Source organism: Acinetobacter sp. YH12095 (assembly GCF_013419245.1).
GTDB lineage: Bacteria > Pseudomonadota > Gammaproteobacteria > Pseudomonadales > Moraxellaceae > Acinetobacter > Acinetobacter towneri.
This window is the reverse complement of sequence record NZ_VPAL01000001.1, coordinates 318,735-342,259: the sequence shown is the minus strand read 5'-3', so window position 1 is coordinate 342,259 and position 23,525 is coordinate 318,735. Positions and strand designations below refer to the sequence as shown.

The window sequence follows — 23,525 nt, the reverse complement described above, 5'->3', positions numbered from 1 at the left end:
ATCAACAATACAAAAAATTTCTGTAAAATCGTACATGGTAGTTAGAGCCTTTGGGTTGTGTCGTAACTTTCTAAATGGCTCTAACTACCTTTTTTTCAAGGGCTTTTCTTATCCGTAATTCGGGTTATTTAAGCTTCGCTATCCATTTCACAATTAATTAGAAATTAGCATAAAAATTTGAGCATTGTTGCTATTTTGGCAACCTATACGCATCATCCAATCCTCGATTTATATAGCCCCAAAAAAAAATTTAAAGTACGCTTCGCCACAAACTTATCCCCCATTTTGTATGAATTTAGATTTAAAAAGACAAGCCATGTCGCACGCCCCTAGAGCTTTTGTCATTTTTTTGGCATGATGCAAAACAAGCACATAGTGAATAATGATAAATGACTCAAATGCGTTGGTTAGAACTGCTTTCCACAGTTCGAATTGGTAGTAAAAAACAAAGTACAGAACAGGCGCGCAGCCCTTTTCATAAAGATTATGACCGTATTATTTTTTCGCAAAGTTTTAGACAGTTAAACCGTAAAACCCAAGTCCATCCATTGACTCAACACGATGGTATTCACACTCGCCTAACCCATTCTTTAGAAGTGTCTTGTATTGGACGTTCATTAGGGATGTTGGCTGCAGAAAAAATTAAAGACCACTTGCCTATGTGGATTTCCCCTGCCGATGTCGGTGCGATTATTCAAGCCGCATGCTTGGCACATGATATTGGCAATCCACCTTTCGGACATGCAGGCGAATACGCCATTCGTGAATGGTTTGATGATGCTTCACACGGCAATTTCCTCGCCAAACTTAGTGATGAAGAAGAAGCCGATGTCCGTCAGTTTGAAGGCAATGCGCAAGGTTTACGGCTACTCACCAAAATTGACTATCATCCAAATGATGGCGGCATGCGTTTAACCTATGCCACTTTAGGCGCTTATTTAAAATATCCATGGCTCTCCAAAACCATTGCCGAACAAGGCAACCGCCCTGCCAATCAACGTGATAAGTTTGGTTGTTACCAAGCCGAAAAAGAAATTCTCAAACAAATTGCAGAACAGCTTGGTCTGATTCAATTGGGCGATTATCACTATTGCCGTCATCCACTGACATATTTATTGGAAGCAGCAGATGATATTTGCTATGCCTTAATTGATTTGGAAGATGGCATTATCTTAAACATGCTCAGCTATGAAGAAGTTGAACCGATCTTTTTAAACTTGATTGGTGACTACGGTATTCCAGCAGAACTGGCGATGGCACGTACCACATGGCAACAAAAAATTGCCGCTTTGCGTGGTCGGGTCATGAAACGTTTGGTCGATGAAGTCACCACAGCGTTTGCCAAACACCATTTGGAAATTCTAATGGGACAGCTCAAAGGCAGTCTTTTACAATATTGCTCGGCAGATATTGAAATTGGTATTAATCGCGCCAAAGACTTAGCCCGTGAGAAAATTTTCGAGCATCCACAAAAGGCAGGGCTGGAAATTATTGCGCATCAAAGTTTACAAAACATTTTGGATGCGTTTATTCCACTCACCACGCCACATAAAACCCTAAGTTTTAAAGAGCAGCGTTTAATGTCAATCTTGCAACGCTCAGGGGCAGATTTTGCGCATAATCACTATGACAATATTATGCAAGTCTTGGATATTATCTCTAAGTTTTCAGATCACCAAGCCTATAACTTGTCGCAAGAATTACAAGGCAATAAGGTCGGCTTGCTGTAATGAATAATTTGCATATCAATACTTGTATATAAATAGAAGTAGGATTTAAGCGCAGATTTTGCCTTTTGTGAAAATGCACTCTACTATGCGAACAGCAACTTATTTTAAATTAATCAGTGAACCACAAATATGATCGGATGTCTTATTGGCGAAGTATTGGCTTTAGAAGCACCAACCGTGTTACTGAACGTGAATGGTGTGGGCTATGAAATTGACACGCCACTCACCACATTTTGCCAGTTACAAAAGGGGCATAAAATTACCCTGTGGACGCATTTAGCTGTGCGTGAAGATGCTCAATTGTTATATGGCTTTTTAGAAGCCCAAGAAAAAACCATTTTCCGTACCTTACTCAAAGTCAATGGTGTCGGCCCGAAAATGGCACTGGGTATTTTATCGACCTTGAGTGTCGAGTTACTGATTCACACCGTAGAACATGAAGATATTAACACCCTGATTAAAGTGCCAGGTGTGGGCAAAAAAACCGCTGAACGCCTGATGATTGAATTGCGTGATCGCTTTAAAGCCATGTCCAACGAAGTGAGCAGCAGCAATTCCACTGCGACTCAAATCCATTTTACGGGCAATTCTGCTGTTGCCGAAGCCGAAGCCGCTTTACAGTCTTTAGGTTATAAACCTGCCGAAGCACAAAAACTGATTAATGCAGTTAAGGCCGATTTTACTGAAGCCAGTGATATTATCCGTGCAGCATTAAAGTCGATGAATAAATAAAAGATGCCAACAAACCTAGCGTAAGTTCATCTTTCCAATATTGGATACATGACTGGCGACATGGATGTCGCCCGTTGAGTTGGGGTATAGGGATATACCCTCAACTCAACATAAGATTTTTGTTACTTTTGATCTTTCAAAAGTAAAATCATGCCTTCGCAAAGGCATTTAAACGCAACTCATACTTTGAGGCTGTGCATGCAGCATCAAAATGCCCAGCTCAAGAGATTAGTTAACACGATATGCAAGACCGTCTAATCAGTGGTTCTGAAAAACCCGAAGATCAAATTGATCGCGCCATTCGCCCCACTTCACTCGATGACTATATTGGGCAACCTGTAGTGCGTGAACAAATGGAAATTTTCATTGGTGCAGCCCGTGGACGCGCAGAAGCACTGGACCACACCCTGATTTTTGGACCACCAGGTTTAGGTAAAACCACACTCGCCAATATTATTGCCCGTGAAATGGGCGGCAATCTTAAATCTACTTCAGGGCCTGTCTTAGAACGCGCAGGCGATTTAGCCGCCATGCTGACCAATCTTGAAGAAGGTGATGTGTTATTTATTGATGAAATCCATCGTCTTTCACCTGTGATTGAAGAGATTTTGTATCCAGCGATGGAAGATTATCAACTGGACATCATGATTGGTGAAGGGCCTGCAGCACGCTCCATTAAACTGGACTTGCCACCATTTACCCTTGTCGCCGCTACCACACGTGCAGGCTTACTCACCTCACCGTTACGTGACCGTTTTGGTATTGTGCAGCGTTTGGAATTTTATTCGGTTGAAGATTTGACCCATATTGTCAAACGCTCGGCGAGTTTAATGGATGTGCCAATGACCGATGCAGGAGCCAATGAAGTCGCTCGTCGTTCACGTGGTACACCACGTATTGCCAACCGATTATTGCGTCGCGTTCGTGACTATGCGCAGGTCAAAGGCACAGGTGAAGTCACGCAAGAGATGGCACAACGTGCGCTAGATATGCTGAATGTCGATAAAGATGGTTTAGATACCTTAGACCGTCGTTATTTATCAATGTTATTAGAGCGTTTTGATGGTGGGCCTGCAGGTGTGGAAGCTTTGGCCGCTGCTATGGCTGAAGACTCTGGCACTTTGGAAGATGTAATTGAACCATACCTAATTCAACAAGGTTATGTAATGCGAACCGCTCGCGGGCGTATTGCGACCAATATGGCGTATTTACAATTTGGGATGACACCGCCAGAGCCAAAAGAAAAATAGCTCAAAGGAAAAAATAGCTTGAAGGGAGCTATCTCCCTTTAAGTTATTAAATATTTAGGTCAATTGGGTCTGTAGATAGACACTAATTTTCAATAATACGCACATCTTCAACAAGCATTAATTCACACGCGCCCGCCCCTGTATCATGACGGCTTAAAGAACTGCGCCACTGCCACCCATCTGCGGCAGTAACTTCAACCAATTTACCTTTCAAATAAATCAAATCATCTTCATCAATCTGTTTTAACTGTGTCGCAATCGCGGGTGTGGCAGGAATTAAATGCGTATTAGCGCTCAAACTTGCAATCTCTTGCACAGGAATCGGGGGTGCTTGTTCATAACGCCAATGATACCAACGGTTGCTTTGACGAATAGACAACTGTTTATACACTTCAGGCTTGGCCATTTCGCCCCATCCCAAAGCAAAATCGACAGGGCTAAGTTCGGCTTCACGTCCAAAATTATAATTTTCACGTGACAATACCCGAAACTCACCTTCATAGGTTTCCAAAGCTTGAATGATATAGTCTTTAAATTGATGCACTTGCTGCGATGACTGATAGGTTGTGCTATCCGCAATTCCTCCATCTGGCTGGAACAGCGTCATCCACAACAAATACAATATGGCAATTACCATAAAAAATTTAACTAAACGGCTCATGTGCTGCTCATTGGGGTGGATCATCTGCATGTATCAGGCAGGCAGCTAATTTTAACTTAAAAGCATGTTTGAAATCTTGTGCCATTGGACGAAGCGTTGAGAATGATAAACTGCCACGCTATACACAGCTTGACTTATAGCACCGATTCACGTCAATTTCACAGACACGGCGTAAGCTATAAGTATTGCTTATCAAACAACTTTGCAACATTGAAGCGGAACATCATCATGGCGAATAAATTTGAATTTAAAATTCGTATCTATATGGAAGATACTGATGCAGGCGGCATTGTTTACCACGCCAACCATATTCGCTTTATGGAACGTACCCGTACCGAGTGGCTTCGTGCGTCGGGTGTTGATCATTATTGGCATCAACAAGACTATAACTTTGTCGTACATAAAATTAACGTGAAATATTCACGTCCAATCTTTATGGATGACCTAATTACTGTTACAGCAAGTGTAGTTTCGTGTAAAGCGTCATCATTTGTATTGCAACAAAATATTTATCGTGGTGAAATCATGCTTGCATCTGGCGAGGTTGAATTGGCCTGTCTGGGTTCAGATATGAAACCACGTCGTCTGCCAGATGAAATTCGTAGCCTTATTCTGAAAGAATTAGGACAAGATTAAAAAAATGAATTGGCACATGTAGTAACTATGGCAACACAACTCGAATCATCTCTTCAAGTATCAGATCTTATTTTACAAGCAAGTCCTGTTGTTCAGCTGGTAATGCTCTCGCTGCTTTTAGCATCATTATACAGTTGGTATCTGATTGCCAAGTTACACATGAGCTATAAAAAGGCACAGGCAGATGATCAGCATTTCCAGAAAATCTTCTGGTCTGGTGCAGAATTAAATACGCTTTACAACAATGCACAGCTCAATTCAAAACGTGTCGGTTTGGAAGATATTTTTTATCAAGGCTTAGGTGAGTTTTTAAAACTCAAAAAGCGCCAAGCGCATGCTTCACAAACCATTGAAGGCACAGAGCGTATCTTACGTGTCGGTTTAAGTCGCGACCAAGCCCAACTTGAACAAGGCTTAGGTGCATTGGCCAGCATTGGTTCGGTTGCGCCATACGTGGGTTTATTTGGTACCGTCTGGGGTATTATGAATGCCTTTATTGGACTGGCAGATGTCGATCAAGTCACATTAGCAACAGTCGCACCAGGGATTGCCGAAGCCCTCATTGCCACAGCCATTGGTTTATTTGCCGCCATTCCTGCGGTACTTGCCTTTAACCATTACACCGCCAAAGGCGAAGCGATTTATTCTGATCGTGCTTTATTTGCCGAAGAAATGGTGGCTTTATTACAACGTCAATCTTTAGGCAATACTCAGGATCACGACTAATGGCCATTCAACGCTCAGGACGCTTCGAGCGCATAAAAAAACCACTCAAAAGTGACATGAATGTAGTGCCTTATATTGATGTCATGTTGGTGTTATTGGTGATTTTTATGGTCACTGCACCAATGATTACCAGTGGGATTCAAGTCGATTTACCTCAAGCCAATGGTAATCCAATTGAATCGAAAGATGCCCCTGCTTTGGTGACTTTAAATAAAGATGGGCAATATTTTTTAGAATACAAAGAACACAAAGCCGAACCTTTGGAATTAGCCCAACTGAAACAAATTTTGACCGATGTTCAAATTCAAGCCAAAGCTGAAAACAAAGAGTTTCAGGTTGTTATTCGCGGTCATAATACACGCCCTTATGGTGATGTGATTGCGTTAATGTCTGACTTACAAGATGCGGGTTTAACCCAAGTTGGATTGCTGACCGAGCCTTTAAAGTAATTTATGAAAGATTTTAAAAAGCCACCTTTTCAACAAAAAGCCATCGCGATTGGGTTCACTGTAGGTGTCCACCTTGTCGCAGTGGTTGGCTTGCTTTATTTGGGCATGAGTAAAGCACCTGAGCCGCCTAAACCCATTAAAACGGTATTAATAAAACCAGAAGATTTAAAACCCTTATTAGAAACTAAATCTGCTGAAACCACACATGAAAATGTAGCAGAGCAAATTACTCAAACAGCCGAGCCTGCTCTTGAACCTGCCCCTGTCATTCCAACACCTGCAGCGGCTCCTACGCCACCCGCTCCTCAAGTTGATACACAAAAAACTGCACAAGCAGCAGAGGCTCAAGCACGTGCAGAACGACAAGCTGCTGAAGCCAAACAAATTGCAGAGCGACAAAAACTAGAAGCTGAACGCTTAAAAGCTCAACAAGCACGCGCCGAAGAACGTGCTCAACGAGAAGCTGACGCCAAAGCAAAAGCTCAAGCCGATGCCAAAGCACGTGCTGAAGCAGATGCTGTACGTCGTAAAGAAGCCGAAGCCCTGAAAAAAGCAGAAGCGGCAGAAAGACGTCAACTCGAAGCCAATGCAGCAGCAAAACGCAAAGCTGAAGCAGATGCAAAAGCCAAGGCAGATGCTGAGGCAAAACGTAAAGCTGACGCAGATGCAAAAACCAAAGCAGATGCCGATGCAAAACGTAAAGCTGCAGCAGATGCAAAAGCCAAAGCTGATGCCGACGCAAAACGTAAAGCTGCTGCAGATGCAAAAGCCAAAGCTGATGCCGAAGCAAAACGTAAGGCTGACGCAGATGCAAAAGCCAAAGCTGATGCCGAAGCGAAGGCACGTGCCGATACTGAAGCCAAAGCTTCAGCTGCCAAACAAGCTGCAGAAGAAGCTGCTCAGAAAAAGGCTGAAGTACGACGCATTGCATCCACTGCTAAACGCGATTTCGAAAATAAAATCAGACGAGCGTGGGATACCCCAGCTGGTTCTTCGGGTCAACGTGCAACTGCCCGCGTGACTTTAAGTGACAGTGGCGCAGTTCAGTCTGTCGTGGTTAATTCTAGCGACCCTGACATGAAAGCCAGTGTAGAAGCTGCTGTTCGTGCTGCCGCACCTTATCCGATGCCATCAGACCCAGATGCACGACGCGAAGCACGTAGCTTCACCTCTACCTTTACAGCGCAATAAGTTACCAGTTAGCCGAATAACATCTATTTGGCTAACTCCTTCTCAAAATATTTACGAGTATAAATAAATTTAAATTTTCACAGTGTTATAACAGTTTTATTATAAATTCATGCTTTCATTCCTACCAAAGCATGCCATTATGTACCACAATTACATCCAAAAAAGTTATGTTGATTTGAGAAAATAGCGAATGATGGAAACAACGCGTAAACACCTACTTTGTCTTGCTATTTTAACTGCGCTTAGCCCAGTTTTAAGCACACAATCTTTTGCACAACTGCATTTAGAAATTGCCAAAGCACCAGAAGAAGCACCTAAAATTGCGATTGTGCCGTTTGGCAATGATCAAAGTATTTATCCTATTGTAGAAAACGATTTAAACCGTTCAGGCAAATTCACCAGTTCATCTAAAAACCTTGCTGCAACTGCAAGCATGAACAATCCAAATGCAGCTGCATGGCAAGCCGCAGGTGTACCTTATGTGGTGACGGGAAATGTCAAAGCCACTGCAGAAGGCGGTTATGAAGTTCATTACCAACTTTATGATGTGCAAAAACAGCAATACTTATTGAATGAATTATTAAGCGTGCCTGCGTCACGCGTACGTTCTGCTGCACACATGATCAGTGATGCCATTTATGAAGCACTCACGGGCATTAAAGGTGACTTTAGCGGACGCATTGCTTATGTACTGCGCAACCCTGCAACACCTGAACAACGCTATACCCTGCAAATTGCCGATACTGATGGTGAACAGCCTAAAACCATTTTGACTTCGCGTGATCCTATTTTGTCGCCTGCGTGGACACCAGATGCCAAAAAAATTGCCTATGTGTCGTTTGAAACCAAACGCCCTGCTATTTATGTGCAAGATTTGGCGACAGGTCAGCGTGAAAAATTAGCCAGTTTCCGTGGTTTAAATGGTGCTCCAAGCTTCTCACCAGATGGTCAAAGTATGTTGTTTACCGCATCCATGCATGGCAATCCAGAAATTTATCAAATGAATTTAAGCACCCGTGAACTGCGACGCATGACCAATGACAGTGCGATTGATACCGAAGCACGTTATGCACCAGATGGTAAATCATTTATTTACACTTCAGATCGTGGTGGTTCCGCACAAATTTATCGTTATGACTTTGCCACAGGCAGCAGCAAACGCCTAACCTTCCGCGGTGCATTTAACGCACGTGGTACGCTCAGTGCCGACGGTCGTAAACTGGCATTGGTACATCGTCCAAGTGGCAGTAACTACAAAGTCGCAATTCAAGACATCAACACCAATATCACCAATATTTTAACCCCAACCAGTTTGGATGAGTCGCCAAGCTTCTCACCAAATGGGCAAATGGTAGTGTACGCGACACGCGAAGGTGCTCGTGGCTTATTATCGATTATGTCTTTAGATGGTCGCTTCCGCATGAACTTACCTAGTGAACAAGGTGAAGTGCGTGAACCTGCGTGGGCACCAAAATAATGAGTACCCGCAAAGTAAATACGTTTTCAGTTCTGTTTTAAAACCAAAAATCAAGCTTCATGGAGATGAGGATGAACGCAGTTAAATTATTGGTACTCCCTGTTTTGGCATCGGCTTTAGTGATGACAGGTTGTGCAAACCGCAAACCAACGACTGACTTACAAGCAGGTCAAACACCAAGTGGCGCAACCACAGTCAACACCCAAGGTTTGAGTGAAGATGCAGCTTTAAATGCACAAAACCTTGCAGGTGCATCTGCTAAAGGTGTAACCGAAGCCAACAAAGCTTTCTTAGCAAAGCGCGTGGTGCATTTTGACTACGACAGCAGCGAATTATCTAATGATGATTACCAGACTCTACAAGCACATGCACAGTTTTTAATGGCCAATGCCAATTCTAAAGTGGCACTTACAGGTCATACCGATGAGCGTGGTACACGTGAATACAACATGGCATTGGGCGAGCGTCGTGCCAAAGCAGTTGAAAGTTTCTTAATCACCAGCGGCGTTAACGCAGGTCAGCTTGAAGCAGTGAGCTATGGTAAAGAAATGCCAGTCAACCCTGGACATGATGAAAATGCATGGAAAGAAAACCGTCGCGTAGAAATTAACTACGAAGCTGTTCCACCATTATTGAAATAATAATTTGCTGTTTGGGAAAAACTCGTTTAGAACGTGTTTCCCCAATACGAAAAAAGCGCTCTTTATTACAAGGGCGCTTTTTTATGACATAAAAAACTGGGCAAACGAATATTTTAAAAACTAACAGATAAGTGCAGAAATACAGCTTTGCTTCAGTTATTCCGACTCGGCATCAGCTTTTGCAGTTTGCATAGATTCAATCAAATCATGCTTGTTAAACTTTTTATATTCAGGTTTAGACTCGTAATCTTTCCAAGCGGCTTTCATCTTGTCCTCAGAAATATCGTCTAAACTAATCCCTTCGCTTGGCGTTGGAGTCGCATCAAACTTTAACGTTGTCATATCTGTGCTCCTATCTCAAATTAAATCCTTCACATCAACATAGCACTTTCTGCAGGACTTGCAAGGGTAAAATCACAGCAAATAGTCGAGTTTAATTTTTCTTTTAACGCGTTCTCATCTAAACTACTGCAGCATATTGTTATCCTCATTTTTGCAGTCATTCGGAGTTTTCCAGTCATGTCATACCGCACCCTTTCCCAATTTCTACAACAACAAACTGGAAATTTAACACCCGAACTTGCTCAAGTGATTGAAACTATAGCCAATACTTGCAAAACAATTGACCAAACATTACAAAAAGGTGCATTGGCGGGCGTATTAGGCAGTGCACAAAATGAAAACGTACAAGGCGAAGAACAAAAGAAATTAGATGTTATTTCAAATGATTATTTAATTGAAGCGTTACAAAAACATCCTAATGTGGGTGGTTTGGCGTCGGAAGAATTAGACGAATTCACTCCTGCTCAGGAAAATGGTCAATATTTAGTGTTATTTGACCCACTGGATGGTTCAAGCAACATCGACATCAATATGTGTGTGGGTACCATTTTCTCAATTTTACCTGCAAAAAATGCCGTGACCCAAGCTGCAGACTTTATGCAAGCAGGTGCACAACAAGTTGCTGCAGGTTATGTCCTGTATGGCCCATCTACCATGATGGCGCTCACTGTTGGTGCAGGCGTGGTATTCTTTACCTTTGACCCAGAAAGCCAAGAGTTTTTGGTGACTGCAGACAACATTCAAGTTGCTGCCGATACAAAAGAATACGCGATCAATGCTTCAAACCAACGCCATTGGGAAGCACCTGTAAAACGCTATATTGATGAACTTTTGGCTGGTAAAACTGGGCCACGCGAAAAAGACTTTAACATGCGTTGGGTTGCATGTATGGTGGGCGATATTCACCGTATCCTTTGCCGTAGCGGGGTTTTCATGTATCCATACGACTTAAAAGACCCGAAAAAAGCAGGTCGTTTACGTTTAATGTATGAAGCCAATCCAATGAGTATGCTCATGGAACAAGCAGGCGGTGCGGCAACCACAGGTCGTGTGCGTATTTTAGACATCCAACCCACAGACCTACATCAACGTGTGCCTGTCATCATTGGCTCAAAAAATGAAGTCGATTTGGTCAGCAGCTACCATCAATAATTTTTAACAACAGCAGTCGGCCATTCGCTGACTGCTGTGGATTTTATCGCATGCCTACGATTTTTTTAGAATCAAAAGATAACCCGAAAATTAAACACTTACGTGGTTTAATTGAACAAAATAACTATCGCAAAAAACAGGGACAAACGGTACTTGAAGGTACACATTTGTGTCTGGCGTGGTTACATGAAAATAAAAAAATCAATTCGATTTTTACCACCGAACATGCACTAAGCCATCCTGACTATGAGCGTATTTTGGCTAAATACACAGGCGTGGTCTTTGTCATTGGCGAATCTTTATATAAAGATTTAAGCACTTTAGGCACTTCCCTTGCCTGTTTAGCCATTGTCGACGTGCCAAGTTCAAGCCAAGCTTTAGACTTTAAAGCAGACACACTGATTTTAGAAAATGTGCAAGATCCGGGTAATGTCGGCACCTTATTGCGCTCTGCAGCAGCAGCAGGTATTGAACAAATTATTTGTACCAAAGGTTCTGCCTCACTTTGGTCGCCACGGGTGTTACGTGCAGGCATGGGCGCACACTTTAGCTTGCATACCTTTGAAAATATTGAACTCGAAGATGTCTTAGCACAATTTCAGATTCCTGTATATGTGACCAGTTCACACCATGCAGAAAGTCTCTATTCCAAAAATCTGCGTAAGGCTTGCGTCTGGATTCTAGGCAATGAAGGTCAAGGTGTGTCCGATTATGCCTTACAGCATGCAGAAGCGGTAAGTATTCCACAACCAGGTGGACAGGAATCTTTGAATGTGGCAATTGCAGGCTCAATCTGTTTCTTTGAAATGGTACGCCAACGTCTGTAAATGGTTAATTTATTTTAAAAAGACTAGCCCTGCAAAAAAAATAGATTAGACTGAAAATAATAACTTGCAATGTCAACCAAACCATTGTTTTTAGCGTTATAAAAATATGATGTTAAAAATAATGGTGGGTATCCAATGACAGGATTTTCCATCTCTATGGATTTAAACCCGAAGTCGTCACACTCGGAAAATTTGAGTGCTCTTAAGAGTACGGCTGAGCAACGTCTGAAGAATTTCATGCAAGACGTAACGGGGCGTGCCTTAGTGATGATGGAAAGTGCAACGCAAGGACAGCACGGCATTGCTATGGATTTGGTGCAAGAAGCCTTTATTTCCTTGCATAAATCTTATGCTGACAAAGCCACAGAGGAATGGTATCCCCTGTTTTACACCATTTTAAATAACAAATTACAAGATTGGCGTCGTAAAGAAGCTCGCCGCGCTCAACCGTTTTCATGGTTCAAAAAAATCAGTTTAGATGATGACGATGTTGAACAACTTGATATTGTCGATGAGCAAGCACTCAATCCTGCAGAGTTTTTAGATCAAGCTGTGACTGTAGAAGAAATTCAGGCAGCAATTGCGGGGCTTCCTGTGCGGCAACAACAAGCTTTTATGTTACGTGCTTGGGAAGGTTTTGATACGCAAACCACCGCACAAATTATGAACTGCACTGAAGGCAGTGTAAAAACGCATTATCACCGTGCTATTCAAGCTTTACGCAACAGTTTGGCACATATGAATCCGTATCTGGGAGGATCATCAGAATGAAACAAGATGATTTCTTAAAACAAGTGACATCTAAACTTGATGGATTGGCTCGCCACCATCAAGACAAAGCCGCGGTCATGAATCATGTCTTGGACAATATTCAAGACAAGAAAACATCGCGCTATGGGCTTTGGAAAATGTCAGGTTTTGCATTGGCTGCGGCAATTGCAGGTTTTGTGGTCTTGCCAAATTCAATGGAAATGACCACACAGCCGCAGAATCAAGCTGTATCTGTTCCTAAACTTTCTCCACAAATGGTGGAAGATTTAGAAATGTTAATGGTGTTGGGTGAGGACAAAGTTCCACATGGCAGCTAAACGAATTGTGATTGCGTGTTGTGCGCTCAGTTTTTTACAAACCAGTTTTGCAGGGTTTGAGCGTTTTTGGATTTTTTCCAAAGATGCAGATACGCAAATTTCAGAAACCTGGGAAACTCTTTCTGAAGAAGAACAATTGGCCTTAATTAAGCGCTATCAAAACTTAAAAGAAATTCCTGCAGAAAAAAGCGTAGCTTTACAGCAGCGGATGGATTGGTTTACTCAACTGCCTGATAGCGAAAAACAAAAAATGCGTGAAACTTGGCAAAAAATGAGCACGCAAGAACGTCGTGAATTAGGACAACGCTTGCAACAAGCAACACCTGAACAACGACCTTTAATTCGTCAGGAATACATTCTTAAATATCAGCAGCCTGCAATGAGTCACTAATTTTATCTGTTCATGGATAATAGAAAGTACTTGAAGTCACCAATAACAAAAGCCTCATCGTGTAAAACAGATGAGGCTTTTGCAATAAAGAGTCTGTAGATTACGATTTTCTTGGACGTTGACGATAGAACGCCAATCCGATTAAACCAAACATACCCCAGAAACCTAAGCTTCCCCCACCGCCACCACTGGCTTCATAATTGGTATTTTTCGCTGTATTTTCTAAAGTAATAGTCGCTTCAGGCGATAATTCCAGTTCATGATCGAAAATCCTGTATTTCAGCTCATAATCAAATGGGCTAAAGCTATTTCGTACTTGAACCTGAATATTGCCACCATAACAAATTTCACGTGCATAATCCCCAGGACAATGTGCTTCACGATCTGCCGTAAGTACCACACCTGAAGGTACTTGTGTAAAACGAATTGCCAGTTCTTGTCCTGTACTATCTTTATAGAATGCAGGCTTATTGGTATTTTCTTTCAAAGTGCTGATAGAACCATCGCCTGCATCGCTATCATTCAGCAATGGATTAAAACTCACTTTGAGGTCTGTACCATATTCAAGTCGTACACGATCATCTTTTGCAATTGGGGCAATATTGCTAAATTTACCTTCAAGTAAGCCCGAAGAATGCAAATTACTGTCCAATTTTGAGGTAATGGTGTATTTACAATACGCTGAATCGGTTGCTTCTGTGACTTTATCATTCAGTCGATACATCACAATCCGTTGCAACTGTGCATCCCATTCACATTTGAATAGTGGATCTTGGGTCAATTTATCGGTACTAAATGTGGTACCTGAACCCGAAATTGCACCAATCCCCAATACTTCAGTGCTAATGCTAAAGTTGTCAGAATTAAGCTGTCTTAACTGAACAAATTTCCCATCTGCAGTTGGTTCATCTTGCTTTAATGCCATCGCAAATGGATCAACATAAATGGCACGATATTGCTGCTTAGCTTTGGTATTCGCCAACAAATCCTGCATCGTTTTCAAATCAGTACGCGATTGAGAAACGACCGAAGATGCAGCATCTTTACTTTGATCTATCGCAGACTGAATACGGTCAATTTGTTGCTGATAATTGGCAAATAAACTTTCATAAGAGACATTACGCAAGCTTTGAATATCGGCTGCATTTAAGCGCATCACTTCTACAGAGCCAATTTCACAGGTATTTTTTGCATCAGGATTTAAAGTTAAAGTTGCATTACTCACCCGCGCTAAACCACGTTGTTCATAATCACTACACCCCATGCTGTTTACATCAATCAAATCTTTCGCAGGGTCTGAACCAAGTTTTGGATAATACAACGGCAGGAATAAATTATAAGCAGATGGTTCTTGCAAGGGCTGCAATACTTGATCAAAGCTAAGCCCTGTCAAATCCAAATTTTTAGCACCATCATAAGAACTATTTGCTGTTTCAGGCAAATCACACTCGCCTTGCTCTGTCGCTGATCCCATTGCGAATAAGGCATTGCGAATTGTGTTGATGTTGCGCGCCTGCTCTAAGCTCGCAGGGAATGCATAACGACAAGATTTACCTTGGTTAAAGGCCAACATATTAAAAGAGAGGACAATACGTGGATAATTGTCATAAAACAAAGTACTCAATGCTTTATTTTCAACAATGGTATTACTTTGCAAATACACCTGTGACAAAGTGCTAAGCGGATGATTTTCTGCATTACTTAAGTTAAAGATATGACCTTTGCTGGTATCAGCTTGGTTTTGTGCAATCGTACTGGCAGTCAACGCAAGATCTGGTTGGCCGCAAAGATCAAAAGTACTAAGACTATTTGCAGCACCATTTTTCACAATACTGCTGCGGTCAATTTTCACCATAGAGCGTGTATTGACCAAGTTGGCACTACAATCCATTGCCAACACACTACCTACTTTGGCTTGGTTCGCATGGATATAAGCATTCTCTAAATTGACTTGACGCTCCGCTTGATGAGCAACAACGTAAATTGCACCACCTTGTTCTGCATGCGAATTTTGAATTTCGACATTGTTCGCAGCTAATGGGCCTGCCACAAATAATGCACCACCCTTGCCTGCATCTGCAGGGTTTGCATTACCACCACCATGGGCATTCCCATTTTTTAGAATGACATCGTATAGCGCCACGCTGGCTTGGGTATCTGAAGTATTGATAATGCGGCTATTGCCATGTGCATTAATAGTGGTTTTTAACGGTGCAATTGAAGGATAACGATGTGTAATTGGATCTACTTGGTTATAGTCGACCGCTGTCGCCCCATAAATACGCACCATAGATTGCGGGCGTAATTCTGAGTTTAAGATATATTCCCCAGCCTGCAACTGAATCATATCGGTTGCACCACGGTTGGTATTGCCTGCGCTACATCCACCGAACGCAATATTCTGCTTGGCCGCAACTAACGCTTCACGTAATGAACATTTGCTTAAGTCTTCACCATTTTGATCTTCAAAGGTCGTGACCTGAATCACACGATTATCTGCTGCCATAAGCGACATAGCAGACAGCACCATTATCCCTAATAGTGTTTTTTTATTATTTTTCATATTCATCCTTTATGCTTTTCTACGGCTTAAACCCAACAAGCCCAATAAAGCCATTAATCCGTAAGCGCTCCATGCACCGCCAGAAACTTTTATTTTATCGCTTTCCATACGATTTTCATGTTCTTGAATAACTTGGACTTTCACTTCCATATAAGGTGTTGTGCTGTTAAAACGTGTGGTACTGGTGACTAATTTAATTTTAAAAACATCTGCACCATGCCAAGCAGAATCTGGGGTATATATCAAATTCCCTAACTCATCTACAGTCAATTTTCCTTTAGAGCGTGTATCAAGTTGCTCGATTTGCACACAACCTGCTTGCCATGCTTGGCCTGTCGGATTGTTTGGAAAGACCTGATCACAAAACTCTTTAGGTACCAAATCACTATCACCCAACAAATCACTCACCGACATTTTAGCAATTTGACCCGCCAAAATATCTTGACCTATAAGCCCCATAGTTTCAGGAACCATCACCTCTATTGCACCACGGTCACATAAGGTAATATCTGACTGACGGTTTTTACCGCGCTGATCTGAAGCAGCACAACCGACTACCGTATTATCCCCCAGTTGTAATTGCCCCTGATTCAACACCACAGAATCTTTCAGGCTGTTATAACTGAGCAATACGCGTGGGCGCATAAAGCCCAAGAATGAGTTTTCAGGAACTTGATATGGACAAAAGAGTGCCGTTTTATCTTGACTGAGGGTTTGGCATGCACCTTCAAGCAGATTACCTGCAAGCACCGAATTTGCAGTCCATAGCGTATTTGGATAGTTGCTATCGCCTGCTCCACAGCCTGCGCCGACTAAATTATTTTGCAATCTTGTTGCATCTGAACCTGCTTGCACACAGTTTGCTGCAGTATTGACACTGACAGGATGTGGATTACCCAAAATCACACTATTGGCAATATAGGCTTTACCCAAAGGTGCGTTGAGATACACACCACGGCTGTTACCAATCAAGCTAATGTTATTGACACCAATATCATCCAGCACATTCATGACATAGCCTTCATTTGCAGTAAAAGTACTGCTCACGATCATATTCCCCATACTAGGAAAGGCTTTGATTTCTTCATCTGCCAAACTTGCTGCAGAATAGAGATTGGCTGAAGCAACTGATATGGTTTTGTTGCCTTTAAATACTGAAGTTGTAATCACAAAGCGTGGGAATTGCGTATAAATGACGCCACCTTCCTGCGCTTGGTTAGCTTCAAGCAAGCTATTTTTGATCTCAATAAAACCTGCAGGGATCTTCTCGTCAGTCATTTGTGCGAGGTTATAAATTGCCCCACCTTGATTGGCTACACCCTGACTCAGTTTCACATAGTCTAAAATTAAATGTTCATTATTATAAATCAGACCACCTTGTTGCTGACGACAGCGTTCCTCACCGCAGCCCTGTAAAGTTAATTCTTTTAAAGAAACTTTTAAGAAACGATCCTTGCTATCTTCAATGTGGAAAATTCGCTCATTGCCGCGCATCTGAATCGTGGCATTATTCAAACCTGGGGCAGTTTTATCATTCAGACTACTGTCATAGGTGGTTTTAATTTCAAGGTTTTCTGTAATTTTAAGTTGAGTATCAATTTGATAGACGGCTTTCTTTTCTAATAAAATCACACTTGAGGCATTTTTTCCGCCACAGCCCAAATAGCCTTCTTCAGGCATGCCTAAATTAATATACTCAATGGCTTCACGCAAAGAACATTGTTGATCATCTGCTTTGGTGTCAGCAGTGGTGGTGACAATGATATTACTACTATATGCATGACCTGCGATAAACAGCATACCAATGCCGATGCTCTGCTTGAGCATAAGCGTACTCCTTGTAATTTTCTTTGTTTTTTTTCTTCTTTAGTTGCAAATTCCCTGCAACTTCGAATTATTTTCCGAATAATTTGGCATAGCTCGCGCAAATTCTCAAGTAATTTTAATTTTTACCGATATTCGTCAATTAAAGCATAAATCTGACGCAGGTTTGCGCCACTTAATTTCGTTTTCTCTCCTTTAAGTAATTGCACCAACTGTTCAAGGCTTTGCAGCAAAATCGAGGTCTGCTGTGGGCCATGTAACAATAAGTAATCAATAATTTGTGGGTCGATGATAATCCCGCGACGCTCTAACACGGAACTCACTAAAGCTTGTCGGTCTGCATACAAACTGCCTGAAGGCACTTTAACACTCACTGCCTGCGTCAAACGTGATTGCAAATCGGGCAATTCAAGCTTTAATTCAATCGGTGCAAAACGTGATGAAAACACCAACTGACCACCAACCTCATTGCTGTAATTGATTAAGTGAAACACCGCACGTTGCCAATGTGGTACACCACTAATCGCTTCAATATCGTCTAAAGCAACCAAATCATAACGGTCTAAAGAGGTAATTGCTTCAGTGGGGGCATCCAATAATTCAAGTAAAGATACTTTAATGGCTGATTTGCCAATTTCTAAATAGGAATCACAAATTGCAGACAATAAATGACTTTTGCCTGTACCCGCACCACCATAGACATAAAAGCGATTGACCAATCCTGCATGAAGCTGTCGAACTGCATCAATCACATGCCCCCAACCCGGACCAGAAAAATCACTGATCCGTGCATCTAATTGAGGCTCGATATCTAACTGCAGTTGACGCATAGAATTGTAATCACCTAGGAGTTTTGCTGATCTGAGGGCTTTATCTTACTTGATTTTTCAGTCTGTTGCAGTGAATTTGCTGACTGAGGATCAAGCTCAATATCAATATGAACTTGTGCTGTATCAATGCTGATGTCACCCGATGCACCATCTTCCGACACCACCACAGGTTGCCCATACAAATAACTTTTTTCGTAAAAATCACGTAAATGACGCAGTAAAACCACAATCACTGCTGCTACTGGTAAAGCAATCAACATACCCATGAATCCAGCCAGTTGTGCGCCTGCTAAAACAGCAAACACCACCGCGACTGGCGAAAGCCCGATTTTATCACCCAATAAAAACGGTTGTAGAATATAGCCTTCCACCGCCTGTCCAATCATAAAGACCACAAGGACTAAAACCAATTGCATCCAGTCAATGCCAAATTGTAGGAAAGTGGCAATAATGGCTGCAACAATCCCTACAGCGAAACCTAAATACGGAATAATACTAGCAAGTCCCGCAACCATCCCAATAATCAAACCGACTTCTAAACCAATCAGTTGCAATCCAGTCGCATAAACGACGCCCAACAAGATCATCACCAAAAACTGACCTTTAACGAAAGCACCTAATACACTGTGACATTCTTGCACCACAGCTAAAGTGCTTTGCTCATAAGGACGCGGAATTAAGCGACGCAGGCTGTCGAGCATACGCTGCCAGTCGAGTAGAAAATAGAAAGCAATAATTGGAATCAGCACTACGGTACCACCAATTTGAATAAAATTCAGACCAGACTGTGCAACACTCAATAACATGGCCTGAATACTATCGGCACTATAATTGGTTTGCACATAATCCATGACGATGCTGCTCATGTGCGAGGTATCAATTTCCATTTCTTCAATATGAAAAGTCGAAGACACCCACGGCAAGAAGGTCGAATTGATCCAGTTAATACCGACAGGAATACTGTCACGCGCAATCATCAACTGCTTCCAAACCAAAGGAATGATGTACCAAACTGCCAAAGTCAGCGCGATGCCAATCCCAATAAAAACCAAACTGATAGATAGCCAACGTGGCAAACCGACTTTGCAAAATTGTTCAACCAATGGGCTAAATAAATAAGCCATGAAAAATGCAACAACAAAAGGAATGACAACCGGTTTTAATAAGTACAGCACCCAAAGGAGCAGAACTATCCCAGACAGGATAAAAATGCGACGCAAGGTACGATCGACCATAGAAATTCGCCTTTTTTCAGTTTATTCGTTATAGAAGTTAAAATATTTGAATAAAGATAGCATTTTAGCGCATAAATAACATAAGAGTTTCGTATATTCAGGTATAATCGCCCCGCGAATGCGGAGACTTCATTATGAGCAACTCAACTTCTAACCCAACCACTGGTTTAAGCTATAAAGATGCTGGTGTCGATATTGAAGCGGGCGACGCGTTAGTCGATCGTATCAAATCTGTCGCTAAGCGCACGACTCGTCCTGAAGTGATGGGTGGATTAGGCGGCTTTGGCGCACTTTGTAAAATTCCGAAAGGTTATGAAGAACCTGTGCTCGTATCTGGCACAGATGGTGTAGGAACTAAATTACGTTTAGCGTTGAACCTAAACCGCCATGACACAATTGGTCAAGATTTGGTGGCAATGTGTGTAAATGACTTACTGGTGTGCGGTGCTGAACCTTTATTCTTCTTAGACTACTATGCAACAGGTCACTTAAATGTAGACGTTGCAGCCAATGTTGTTACAGGAATTGGTAAAGGCTGTGAGCTTGCAGGCTGTGCGCTTGTAGGTGGTGAAACTGCTGAAATGCCAGGCATGTATGAAGGTGAAGATTACGATCTTGCAGGCTTCTGTGTGGGCGTGGTTGAGCAAAGCAAAATTATTGATGGCTCTAAAGTAAAAGCTGGTGACGTTCTGATTGGTGTCGCTTCTTCAGGTGCACACTCAAACGGTTACTCTTTACTTCGTAAAATTTTAGACGTAAAAAATGTTGATTTAACTCAACTGGTTGATGGTCGTCCACTGGCTGACGTTGCCATGGAACCAACACGCATTTATGTCAAATCAATGCTTGAACTGTGCAAACAAGTTGATGTGCATGCTATGGCGCACATTACGGGTGGCGGTTTACCAGGTAACTTACCACGTGTATTGCCAAATGGTGCGCAAGCAGTGATTGACGAATCATCTTGGGAATGGCCAGAACTGTTCAAATTGTTACAACGTGAAGGCGGTGTAGAACAGTTTGAAATGTATCGCACCTTTAACTGTGGTGTAGGTATGGTTGTTGTTGTAGATGCCAACGATGCAGACAAAACAGTTGAGCTTCTCAACAGCCTTGGCGAAAAAGCTTGGGTGATGGGTCGTATTCAAGACAACGCCGAATCCGTTGAAGGCGCAGATGAAAAAATTCGCGTAATTTTTGCGTGATTTGACTCAGATGATCAAAATAGCTGTCCTCGTTTCAGGCAGCGGAAGTAACTTACAAGCCCTGATAGATGCCAATCTTTCAGGGCAAATTGTTGGGGTTATTTCCAATAAGCCTGATGCCTATGCTTTACAACGCGCTCAACAAGCAGGGATTCAAACTGCAGTGATTGAGCACAAACAATATCCGAGTCGTGAATTATTTGATGATGTCATGCATCAACAATTACTTGCATGGGATGTTGATTTGGTGGTGCTTGCGGGCTTTATGCGTATTTTAAGTGCCAAATTTGTGCACGCTTGGGAAGGTAAAATGCTCAACATTCATCCTTCACTCTTGCCGCATTATAAAGGCATGCACACCCATCAACGTGTACTCAATACAGGCGATACTTTACATGGTTGTACCGTGCATTATGTCACTGCTGAATTAGATGCAGGTCAAGCACTGGCACAAGGTGTGTTGCAAGTAAACATCCACGATGATGCCGAAAGCTTGGCGAACCGTGTGCATGTGTTGGAGCATTTGATTTATCCGCAAGTGGTTGAATGGATTTGTAACGGAACCATTCAGCACACTGCGCAAGGTGTGATGTATCGCCAACAACTGATACAACAACCTGTGCAGTTTTGCAATTTTTAAATATTCTTTAAGTATGTAGCTTTTGATATATACGAAAAAACGCCTGTTGATCAGGCGTTTTTTATGGTTCGTATTTGGTTCAGACTGAATTAAACAGAAGCAGCTTTACTCTGCTGTGCTTGAATCAAATCTTTAATCAACTGCACCGTCGCTTCAGGTTTTTCTAAAGGGAACATATGTCCACCTTCAACCACCTGATAAGCAATGTTGAATTTCTTGGCGGTAATTTGTGGGAAACCTGCTTTTAAGAACGGACCTTTTTTTGCAATCACCAATTCTGTCGGCACTTGCAGTTTTGCTTGCGGCAACCACCACAGTGAGGGATTGGTTCTAAAAATATTGACTTCGTCCATTTTTGGAATGGTCAATTGTACTCCGCCTCGCACATGGTCATCAGTCAAAGCATGCTCGATATAAGCCTGAAAACAATCGGCATCGAAATCTTGATAAAAACCTTTCGGACGCAATAAGTCTGCTGCTTGCTCACGACTTTCCCAATGATCACGACGGCGCAAAGACAAAGATGCAGGCGACAGTTGATCTACTGCTTTAAGCTTAAACATTTTGGCAAAATGTAAAAACACCGATGCTTTACCCATAATTAAAGGTGGATCAAGCATGATCACTTGTTCAAATAATTCAGGGCGTTGTAAAGAGGCTTGAAACGACAACACTGCACCTAAAGAATGCCCCAACGCAATCACTTTACGTCCCTGAGCTTGACGTACAACACTGTCAATCACTTGTTGGGTTAAGCTTTGCCAATGATTATCAATCGGATAACGCTTATCTGGCCCCAACAAAGGGACGTAAATCACATCGTAATCATCTTTAAGTAAATCAAACAGTTTTTGATAAACCTTCGATGGCACGCCATTGGCATGCGCAAAATGAATCAGTGGTTTCATTGTAATTTCGCGTTTTGCTCAGTCTGAATATGTTGAGATAAAGAAGTGGCAAAGCCCTCTCCCACTGCTGCACCCATACGACCCAACACAGAGTCTAAAGGACTGTGTTCAATGGTATAGTTCACTGTTTTATCTAGGTTTAAATCACGCTTCAGGCTATTTAAACTGCCAATCTTATCGGCAATGCCTAAAGTCACGGCTTGCTCACCTGTCCAGAACAGACCTGAGAAAATCGCAGGATCTTGTGATTTCAGTTTCGCGCCGCGTCCATCTTTCACTGCTTGAATAAAGTGGCCATGCACATTATCTAATACGGCTTGCACATGTTTTTTCTGTTCAGGATCAACAGGTTGTGTCATCGACAATAAGGCTTTATTTTCACCTGAGGTCATGGTGCGATCTTCTACACCCATCTTCTGCATTAAACCGCTCAGCCCATAATTTGGCATAATCACGCCAATTGAACCCACCAAACTTGATGGATTGACAATAATTTCATCTGCAGCGGAAGCAATGTAATACGCACCTGAAGCGCCAGTATCGCCAATCACGGCATAGAGTTTTTTCCCTTGATGCTGTTTTTTCAGATATTGAATTTCTTGCCAGATTTCATCTGACTGCACAGGTGAACCACCCGGAGAATTAATATTTAGCACCACCGCCTGACTGTTGCTGTTTTCATAGGCTTTTTTCAGTGACTTGATGGTGTCATTGCTGTTCACACTTTGCTTATCAGATGCAATTGTGCCAACAATATCCACCACCGCGATATGTGGACTCGCTGCCGATGGATTCGTGGTCGTGGTACTGCACCCTTTGCCCATTATCACCAACAGTAAAAATATATAAGCAAAAGTTAAAAACTTAAAGAAAATCCCCCAACGACGTGCACGACGTTGTTCTTCAACTGAAGCTAAAACAGCTTTTTCTAATAGTTTCCACTCTTTGCCTGTGGGCTGCTGTGCTTGTGGAGATATTTGTTGTGATTCATTTTGTGGTTTTGGTGGCCAATCGGACATGAAACAAT

General features: G+C 42.2%; 24 protein-coding genes. 16 read left to right on the top strand and 8 right to left on the bottom strand.

Features of this window, described 5'->3' with window-relative positions:
• Window positions 1-389 precede the first annotated feature (389 nt).
• The 3 genes from FTU35_RS01680 (at window position 390) to ruvB (ending at window position 3,712) form a co-directional block, all read left to right on the top strand.
• Window positions 390-1,730, top strand: a complete 1,341-nt coding sequence (locus FTU35_RS01680) for a deoxyguanosinetriphosphate triphosphohydrolase (protein WP_104851741.1) — start codon at window positions 390-392, stop codon at window positions 1,728-1,730.
• A 129-nt stretch (window positions 1,731-1,859) separates the two neighbouring features.
• Window positions 1,860-2,462 (top strand): Holliday junction branch migration protein RuvA, encoded by a 603-nt coding sequence (gene ruvA, locus FTU35_RS01675; RefSeq protein WP_154320901.1) that lies wholly within the window; start codon window positions 1,860-1,862, stop codon window positions 2,460-2,462.
• A 242-nt stretch (window positions 2,463-2,704) separates the two neighbouring features.
• Window positions 2,705-3,712 carry a Holliday junction branch migration DNA helicase RuvB gene (ruvB, locus tag FTU35_RS01670; RefSeq protein WP_004971787.1) on the top strand — a complete coding sequence of 336 codons (1,008 nt, stop codon included), beginning with the start codon at window positions 2,705-2,707 and terminating at the stop codon, window positions 3,710-3,712.
• A gap of 82 nt (window positions 3,713-3,794) precedes the next feature.
• On the opposite strand, the gene FTU35_RS01665 is transcribed toward ruvB, so the two are convergent.
• The gene (locus FTU35_RS01665) at window positions 3,795-4,373 is read right to left on the bottom strand and encodes a hypothetical protein (RefSeq protein WP_179991105.1); all 579 of its coding nucleotides are present in this window, start codon (window positions 4,371-4,373) and stop codon (window positions 3,795-3,797) included.
• A gap of 228 nt (window positions 4,374-4,601) precedes the next feature.
• Here FTU35_RS01665 and ybgC point away from each other — a divergent pair, with 228 nt between their 5' ends.
• The 6 genes from ybgC (at window position 4,602) to pal (ending at window position 9,493) form a co-directional block, all read left to right on the top strand.
• A complete protein-coding gene (gene ybgC, locus FTU35_RS01660; RefSeq protein WP_179991106.1) occupies window positions 4,602-5,009 on the top strand; it encodes a tol-pal system-associated acyl-CoA thioesterase in 408 nt (135 codons plus the stop codon).
• Between the two features lie 27 nt (window positions 5,010-5,036).
• A complete protein-coding gene (gene tolQ, locus FTU35_RS01655; RefSeq protein WP_096901122.1) occupies window positions 5,037-5,735 on the top strand; it encodes a protein TolQ in 699 nt (232 codons plus the stop codon).
• A complete protein-coding gene (tolR, locus tag FTU35_RS01650) occupies window positions 5,735-6,184 on the top strand; it encodes a protein TolR (protein ID WP_180064439.1) in 450 nt (149 codons plus the stop codon). The genes tolQ and tolR overlap by 1 nt, the downstream gene beginning before the upstream one ends.
• A gap of 3 nt (window positions 6,185-6,187) precedes the next feature.
• A complete protein-coding gene (tolA, locus tag FTU35_RS01645; RefSeq protein ID WP_179991107.1) occupies window positions 6,188-7,375 on the top strand; it encodes a cell envelope integrity protein TolA in 1,188 nt (395 codons plus the stop codon).
• Between the two features lie 193 nt (window positions 7,376-7,568).
• Complete coding sequence (gene tolB, locus FTU35_RS01640) at window positions 7,569-8,852, top strand: Tol-Pal system beta propeller repeat protein TolB (protein ID WP_026438303.1); 1,284 nt, start codon at window positions 7,569-7,571, stop codon at window positions 8,850-8,852.
• A 71-nt stretch (window positions 8,853-8,923) separates the two neighbouring features.
• Window positions 8,924-9,493, top strand: a complete 570-nt coding sequence (gene pal, locus FTU35_RS01635) for a peptidoglycan-associated lipoprotein Pal (RefSeq protein ID WP_131261174.1) — start codon at window positions 8,924-8,926, stop codon at window positions 9,491-9,493.
• Window positions 9,494-9,649: 156 nt separating this feature from the next.
• Here pal and FTU35_RS01630 read toward each other — a convergent pair whose 3' ends face one another.
• Window positions 9,650-9,835 carry an NF038105 family protein gene (locus tag FTU35_RS01630; RefSeq protein WP_004971800.1) on the bottom strand — a complete coding sequence of 62 codons (186 nt, stop codon included), beginning with the start codon at window positions 9,833-9,835 and terminating at the stop codon, window positions 9,650-9,652.
• 177 nt (window positions 9,836-10,012) lie between these two features.
• Here FTU35_RS01630 and FTU35_RS01625 point away from each other — a divergent pair, with 177 nt between their 5' ends.
• From FTU35_RS01625 to FTU35_RS01605, 5 genes are all read left to right on the top strand, one after another.
• Window positions 10,013-10,987, top strand: a complete 975-nt coding sequence (locus FTU35_RS01625) for a class 1 fructose-bisphosphatase (RefSeq protein ID WP_179991108.1) — start codon at window positions 10,013-10,015, stop codon at window positions 10,985-10,987.
• 50 nt (window positions 10,988-11,037) lie between these two features.
• On the top strand, window positions 11,038-11,814 hold the full coding sequence (locus FTU35_RS01620; RefSeq protein WP_004971802.1) for an RNA methyltransferase: 777 nt from the start codon (window positions 11,038-11,040) through the stop codon (window positions 11,812-11,814).
• A gap of 156 nt (window positions 11,815-11,970) precedes the next feature.
• Entirely contained in the window at window positions 11,971-12,585 is a 615-nt protein-coding gene (locus FTU35_RS01615; protein ID WP_004971803.1) for an RNA polymerase sigma factor, read from the top strand.
• Entirely contained in the window at window positions 12,582-12,902 is a 321-nt protein-coding gene (locus FTU35_RS01610; protein ID WP_004971804.1) for a hypothetical protein, read from the top strand. Before FTU35_RS01615 ends, FTU35_RS01610 begins: the two co-directional genes overlap by 4 nt.
• Window positions 12,892-13,293: a DUF3106 domain-containing protein gene (locus tag FTU35_RS01605; protein ID WP_004971806.1), complete on the top strand. Its 402-nt coding sequence runs from the start codon at window positions 12,892-12,894 to the stop codon at window positions 13,291-13,293. Before FTU35_RS01610 ends, FTU35_RS01605 begins: the two co-directional genes overlap by 11 nt.
• A 100-nt stretch (window positions 13,294-13,393) precedes the next feature.
• Here FTU35_RS01605 and FTU35_RS01600 read toward each other — a convergent pair whose 3' ends face one another.
• The 4 genes from FTU35_RS01600 to cxpE form a co-directional block, all read right to left on the bottom strand.
• Window positions 13,394-15,808: a CSLREA domain-containing protein gene (locus tag FTU35_RS01600; protein ID WP_257220005.1), complete on the bottom strand. Its 2,415-nt coding sequence runs from the start codon at window positions 15,806-15,808 to the stop codon at window positions 13,394-13,396.
• Between the two features lie 57 nt (window positions 15,809-15,865).
• Window positions 15,866-17,683, bottom strand: a complete 1,818-nt coding sequence (gene rbtA, locus FTU35_RS01595) for a rhombotarget A (RefSeq protein ID WP_179991110.1) — start codon at window positions 17,681-17,683, stop codon at window positions 15,866-15,868.
• Between the two features lie 122 nt (window positions 17,684-17,805).
• Window positions 17,806-18,510, bottom strand: a complete 705-nt coding sequence (gene hda, locus FTU35_RS01590) for a DnaA regulatory inactivator Hda (RefSeq protein WP_004971812.1) — start codon at window positions 18,508-18,510, stop codon at window positions 17,806-17,808.
• 14 nt (window positions 18,511-18,524) lie between these two features.
• Window positions 18,525-19,745, bottom strand: coding sequence for a chloramphenicol efflux transporter CxpE (gene cxpE / locus FTU35_RS01585; protein ID WP_167845886.1), 1,221 nt, complete (start codon window positions 19,743-19,745; stop codon window positions 18,525-18,527).
• Window positions 19,746-19,879: 134 nt separating this feature from the next.
• Between cxpE and purM the strand changes: the two genes are divergently transcribed.
• Entirely contained in the window at window positions 19,880-20,950 is a 1,071-nt protein-coding gene (purM, locus tag FTU35_RS01580; RefSeq protein ID WP_004971815.1) for a phosphoribosylformylglycinamidine cyclo-ligase, read from the top strand.
• Between the two features lie 10 nt (window positions 20,951-20,960).
• Window positions 20,961-21,590, top strand: coding sequence for a phosphoribosylglycinamide formyltransferase (gene purN, locus FTU35_RS01575; RefSeq protein WP_104853305.1), 630 nt, complete (start codon window positions 20,961-20,963; stop codon window positions 21,588-21,590).
• Between the two features lie 89 nt (window positions 21,591-21,679).
• Here the strand turns inward: purN and FTU35_RS01570 are convergent, their stop codons facing one another.
• Together FTU35_RS01570 and sppA are read right to left on the bottom strand one after the other, a co-directional pair.
• Window positions 21,680-22,498 (bottom strand): alpha/beta fold hydrolase, encoded by an 819-nt coding sequence (locus tag FTU35_RS01570; protein ID WP_004971819.1) that lies wholly within the window; start codon window positions 22,496-22,498, stop codon window positions 21,680-21,682.
• Entirely contained in the window at window positions 22,495-23,517 is a 1,023-nt protein-coding gene (gene sppA / locus FTU35_RS01565; RefSeq protein WP_179991111.1) for a signal peptide peptidase SppA, read from the bottom strand. Before sppA ends, FTU35_RS01570 begins: the two co-directional genes overlap by 4 nt.
• Between the last annotated feature and the right edge of the window lie 8 nt (window positions 23,518-23,525).

Bases quoted from the DNA above. Each gene is read 5' to 3' on its own strand.
- FTU35_RS01680 (WP_104851741.1), top strand. From the start codon at position 390: ATGACTCAAATGCGTTGGTTAGAACTGCTTTCCACAGTTCGAATTGGT.
- ruvA (WP_154320901.1), top strand. From the start codon at position 1,860: ATGATCGGATGTCTTATTGGCGAAGTATTGGCTTTAGAAGCACCAACC.
- ruvB (WP_004971787.1), top strand. From the start codon at position 2,705: ATGCAAGACCGTCTAATCAGTGGTTCTGAAAAACCCGAAGATCAAATT.
- FTU35_RS01665 (WP_179991105.1), bottom strand. From the start codon at position 4,373: ATGAGCCGTTTAGTTAAATTTTTTATGGTAATTGCCATATTGTATTTG.
- ybgC (WP_179991106.1), top strand. From the start codon at position 4,602: ATGGCGAATAAATTTGAATTTAAAATTCGTATCTATATGGAAGATACT.
- tolQ (WP_096901122.1), top strand. From the start codon at position 5,037: ATGGCAACACAACTCGAATCATCTCTTCAAGTATCAGATCTTATTTTA.
- tolR (WP_180064439.1), top strand. From the start codon at position 5,735: ATGGCCATTCAACGCTCAGGACGCTTCGAGCGCATAAAAAAACCACTC.
- tolA (WP_179991107.1), top strand. From the start codon at position 6,188: ATGAAAGATTTTAAAAAGCCACCTTTTCAACAAAAAGCCATCGCGATT.
- tolB (WP_026438303.1), top strand. From the start codon at position 7,569: ATGGAAACAACGCGTAAACACCTACTTTGTCTTGCTATTTTAACTGCG.
- pal (WP_131261174.1), top strand. From the start codon at position 8,924: ATGAACGCAGTTAAATTATTGGTACTCCCTGTTTTGGCATCGGCTTTA.
- FTU35_RS01630 (WP_004971800.1), bottom strand. From the start codon at position 9,835: ATGACAACGTTAAAGTTTGATGCGACTCCAACGCCAAGCGAAGGGATT.
- FTU35_RS01625 (WP_179991108.1), top strand. From the start codon at position 10,013: ATGTCATACCGCACCCTTTCCCAATTTCTACAACAACAAACTGGAAAT.
- FTU35_RS01620 (WP_004971802.1), top strand. From the start codon at position 11,038: ATGCCTACGATTTTTTTAGAATCAAAAGATAACCCGAAAATTAAACAC.
- FTU35_RS01615 (WP_004971803.1), top strand. From the start codon at position 11,971: ATGGATTTAAACCCGAAGTCGTCACACTCGGAAAATTTGAGTGCTCTT.
- FTU35_RS01610 (WP_004971804.1), top strand. From the start codon at position 12,582: ATGAAACAAGATGATTTCTTAAAACAAGTGACATCTAAACTTGATGGA.
- FTU35_RS01605 (WP_004971806.1), top strand. From the start codon at position 12,892: ATGGCAGCTAAACGAATTGTGATTGCGTGTTGTGCGCTCAGTTTTTTA.
- FTU35_RS01600 (WP_257220005.1), bottom strand. From the start codon at position 15,808: ATGTCGCTTATGGCAGCAGATAATCGTGTGATTCAGGTCACGACCTTT.
- rbtA (WP_179991110.1), bottom strand. From the start codon at position 17,683: ATGCTCAAGCAGAGCATCGGCATTGGTATGCTGTTTATCGCAGGTCAT.
- hda (WP_004971812.1), bottom strand. From the start codon at position 18,510: ATGCGTCAACTGCAGTTAGATATCGAGCCTCAATTAGATGCACGGATC.
- cxpE (WP_167845886.1), bottom strand. From the start codon at position 19,745: ATGGTCGATCGTACCTTGCGTCGCATTTTTATCCTGTCTGGGATAGTT.
- purM (WP_004971815.1), top strand. From the start codon at position 19,880: ATGAGCAACTCAACTTCTAACCCAACCACTGGTTTAAGCTATAAAGAT.
- purN (WP_104853305.1), top strand. From the start codon at position 20,961: ATGATCAAAATAGCTGTCCTCGTTTCAGGCAGCGGAAGTAACTTACAA.
- FTU35_RS01570 (WP_004971819.1), bottom strand. From the start codon at position 22,498: ATGAAACCACTGATTCATTTTGCGCATGCCAATGGCGTGCCATCGAAG.
- sppA (WP_179991111.1), bottom strand. From the start codon at position 23,517: ATGTCCGATTGGCCACCAAAACCACAAAATGAATCACAACAAATATCT.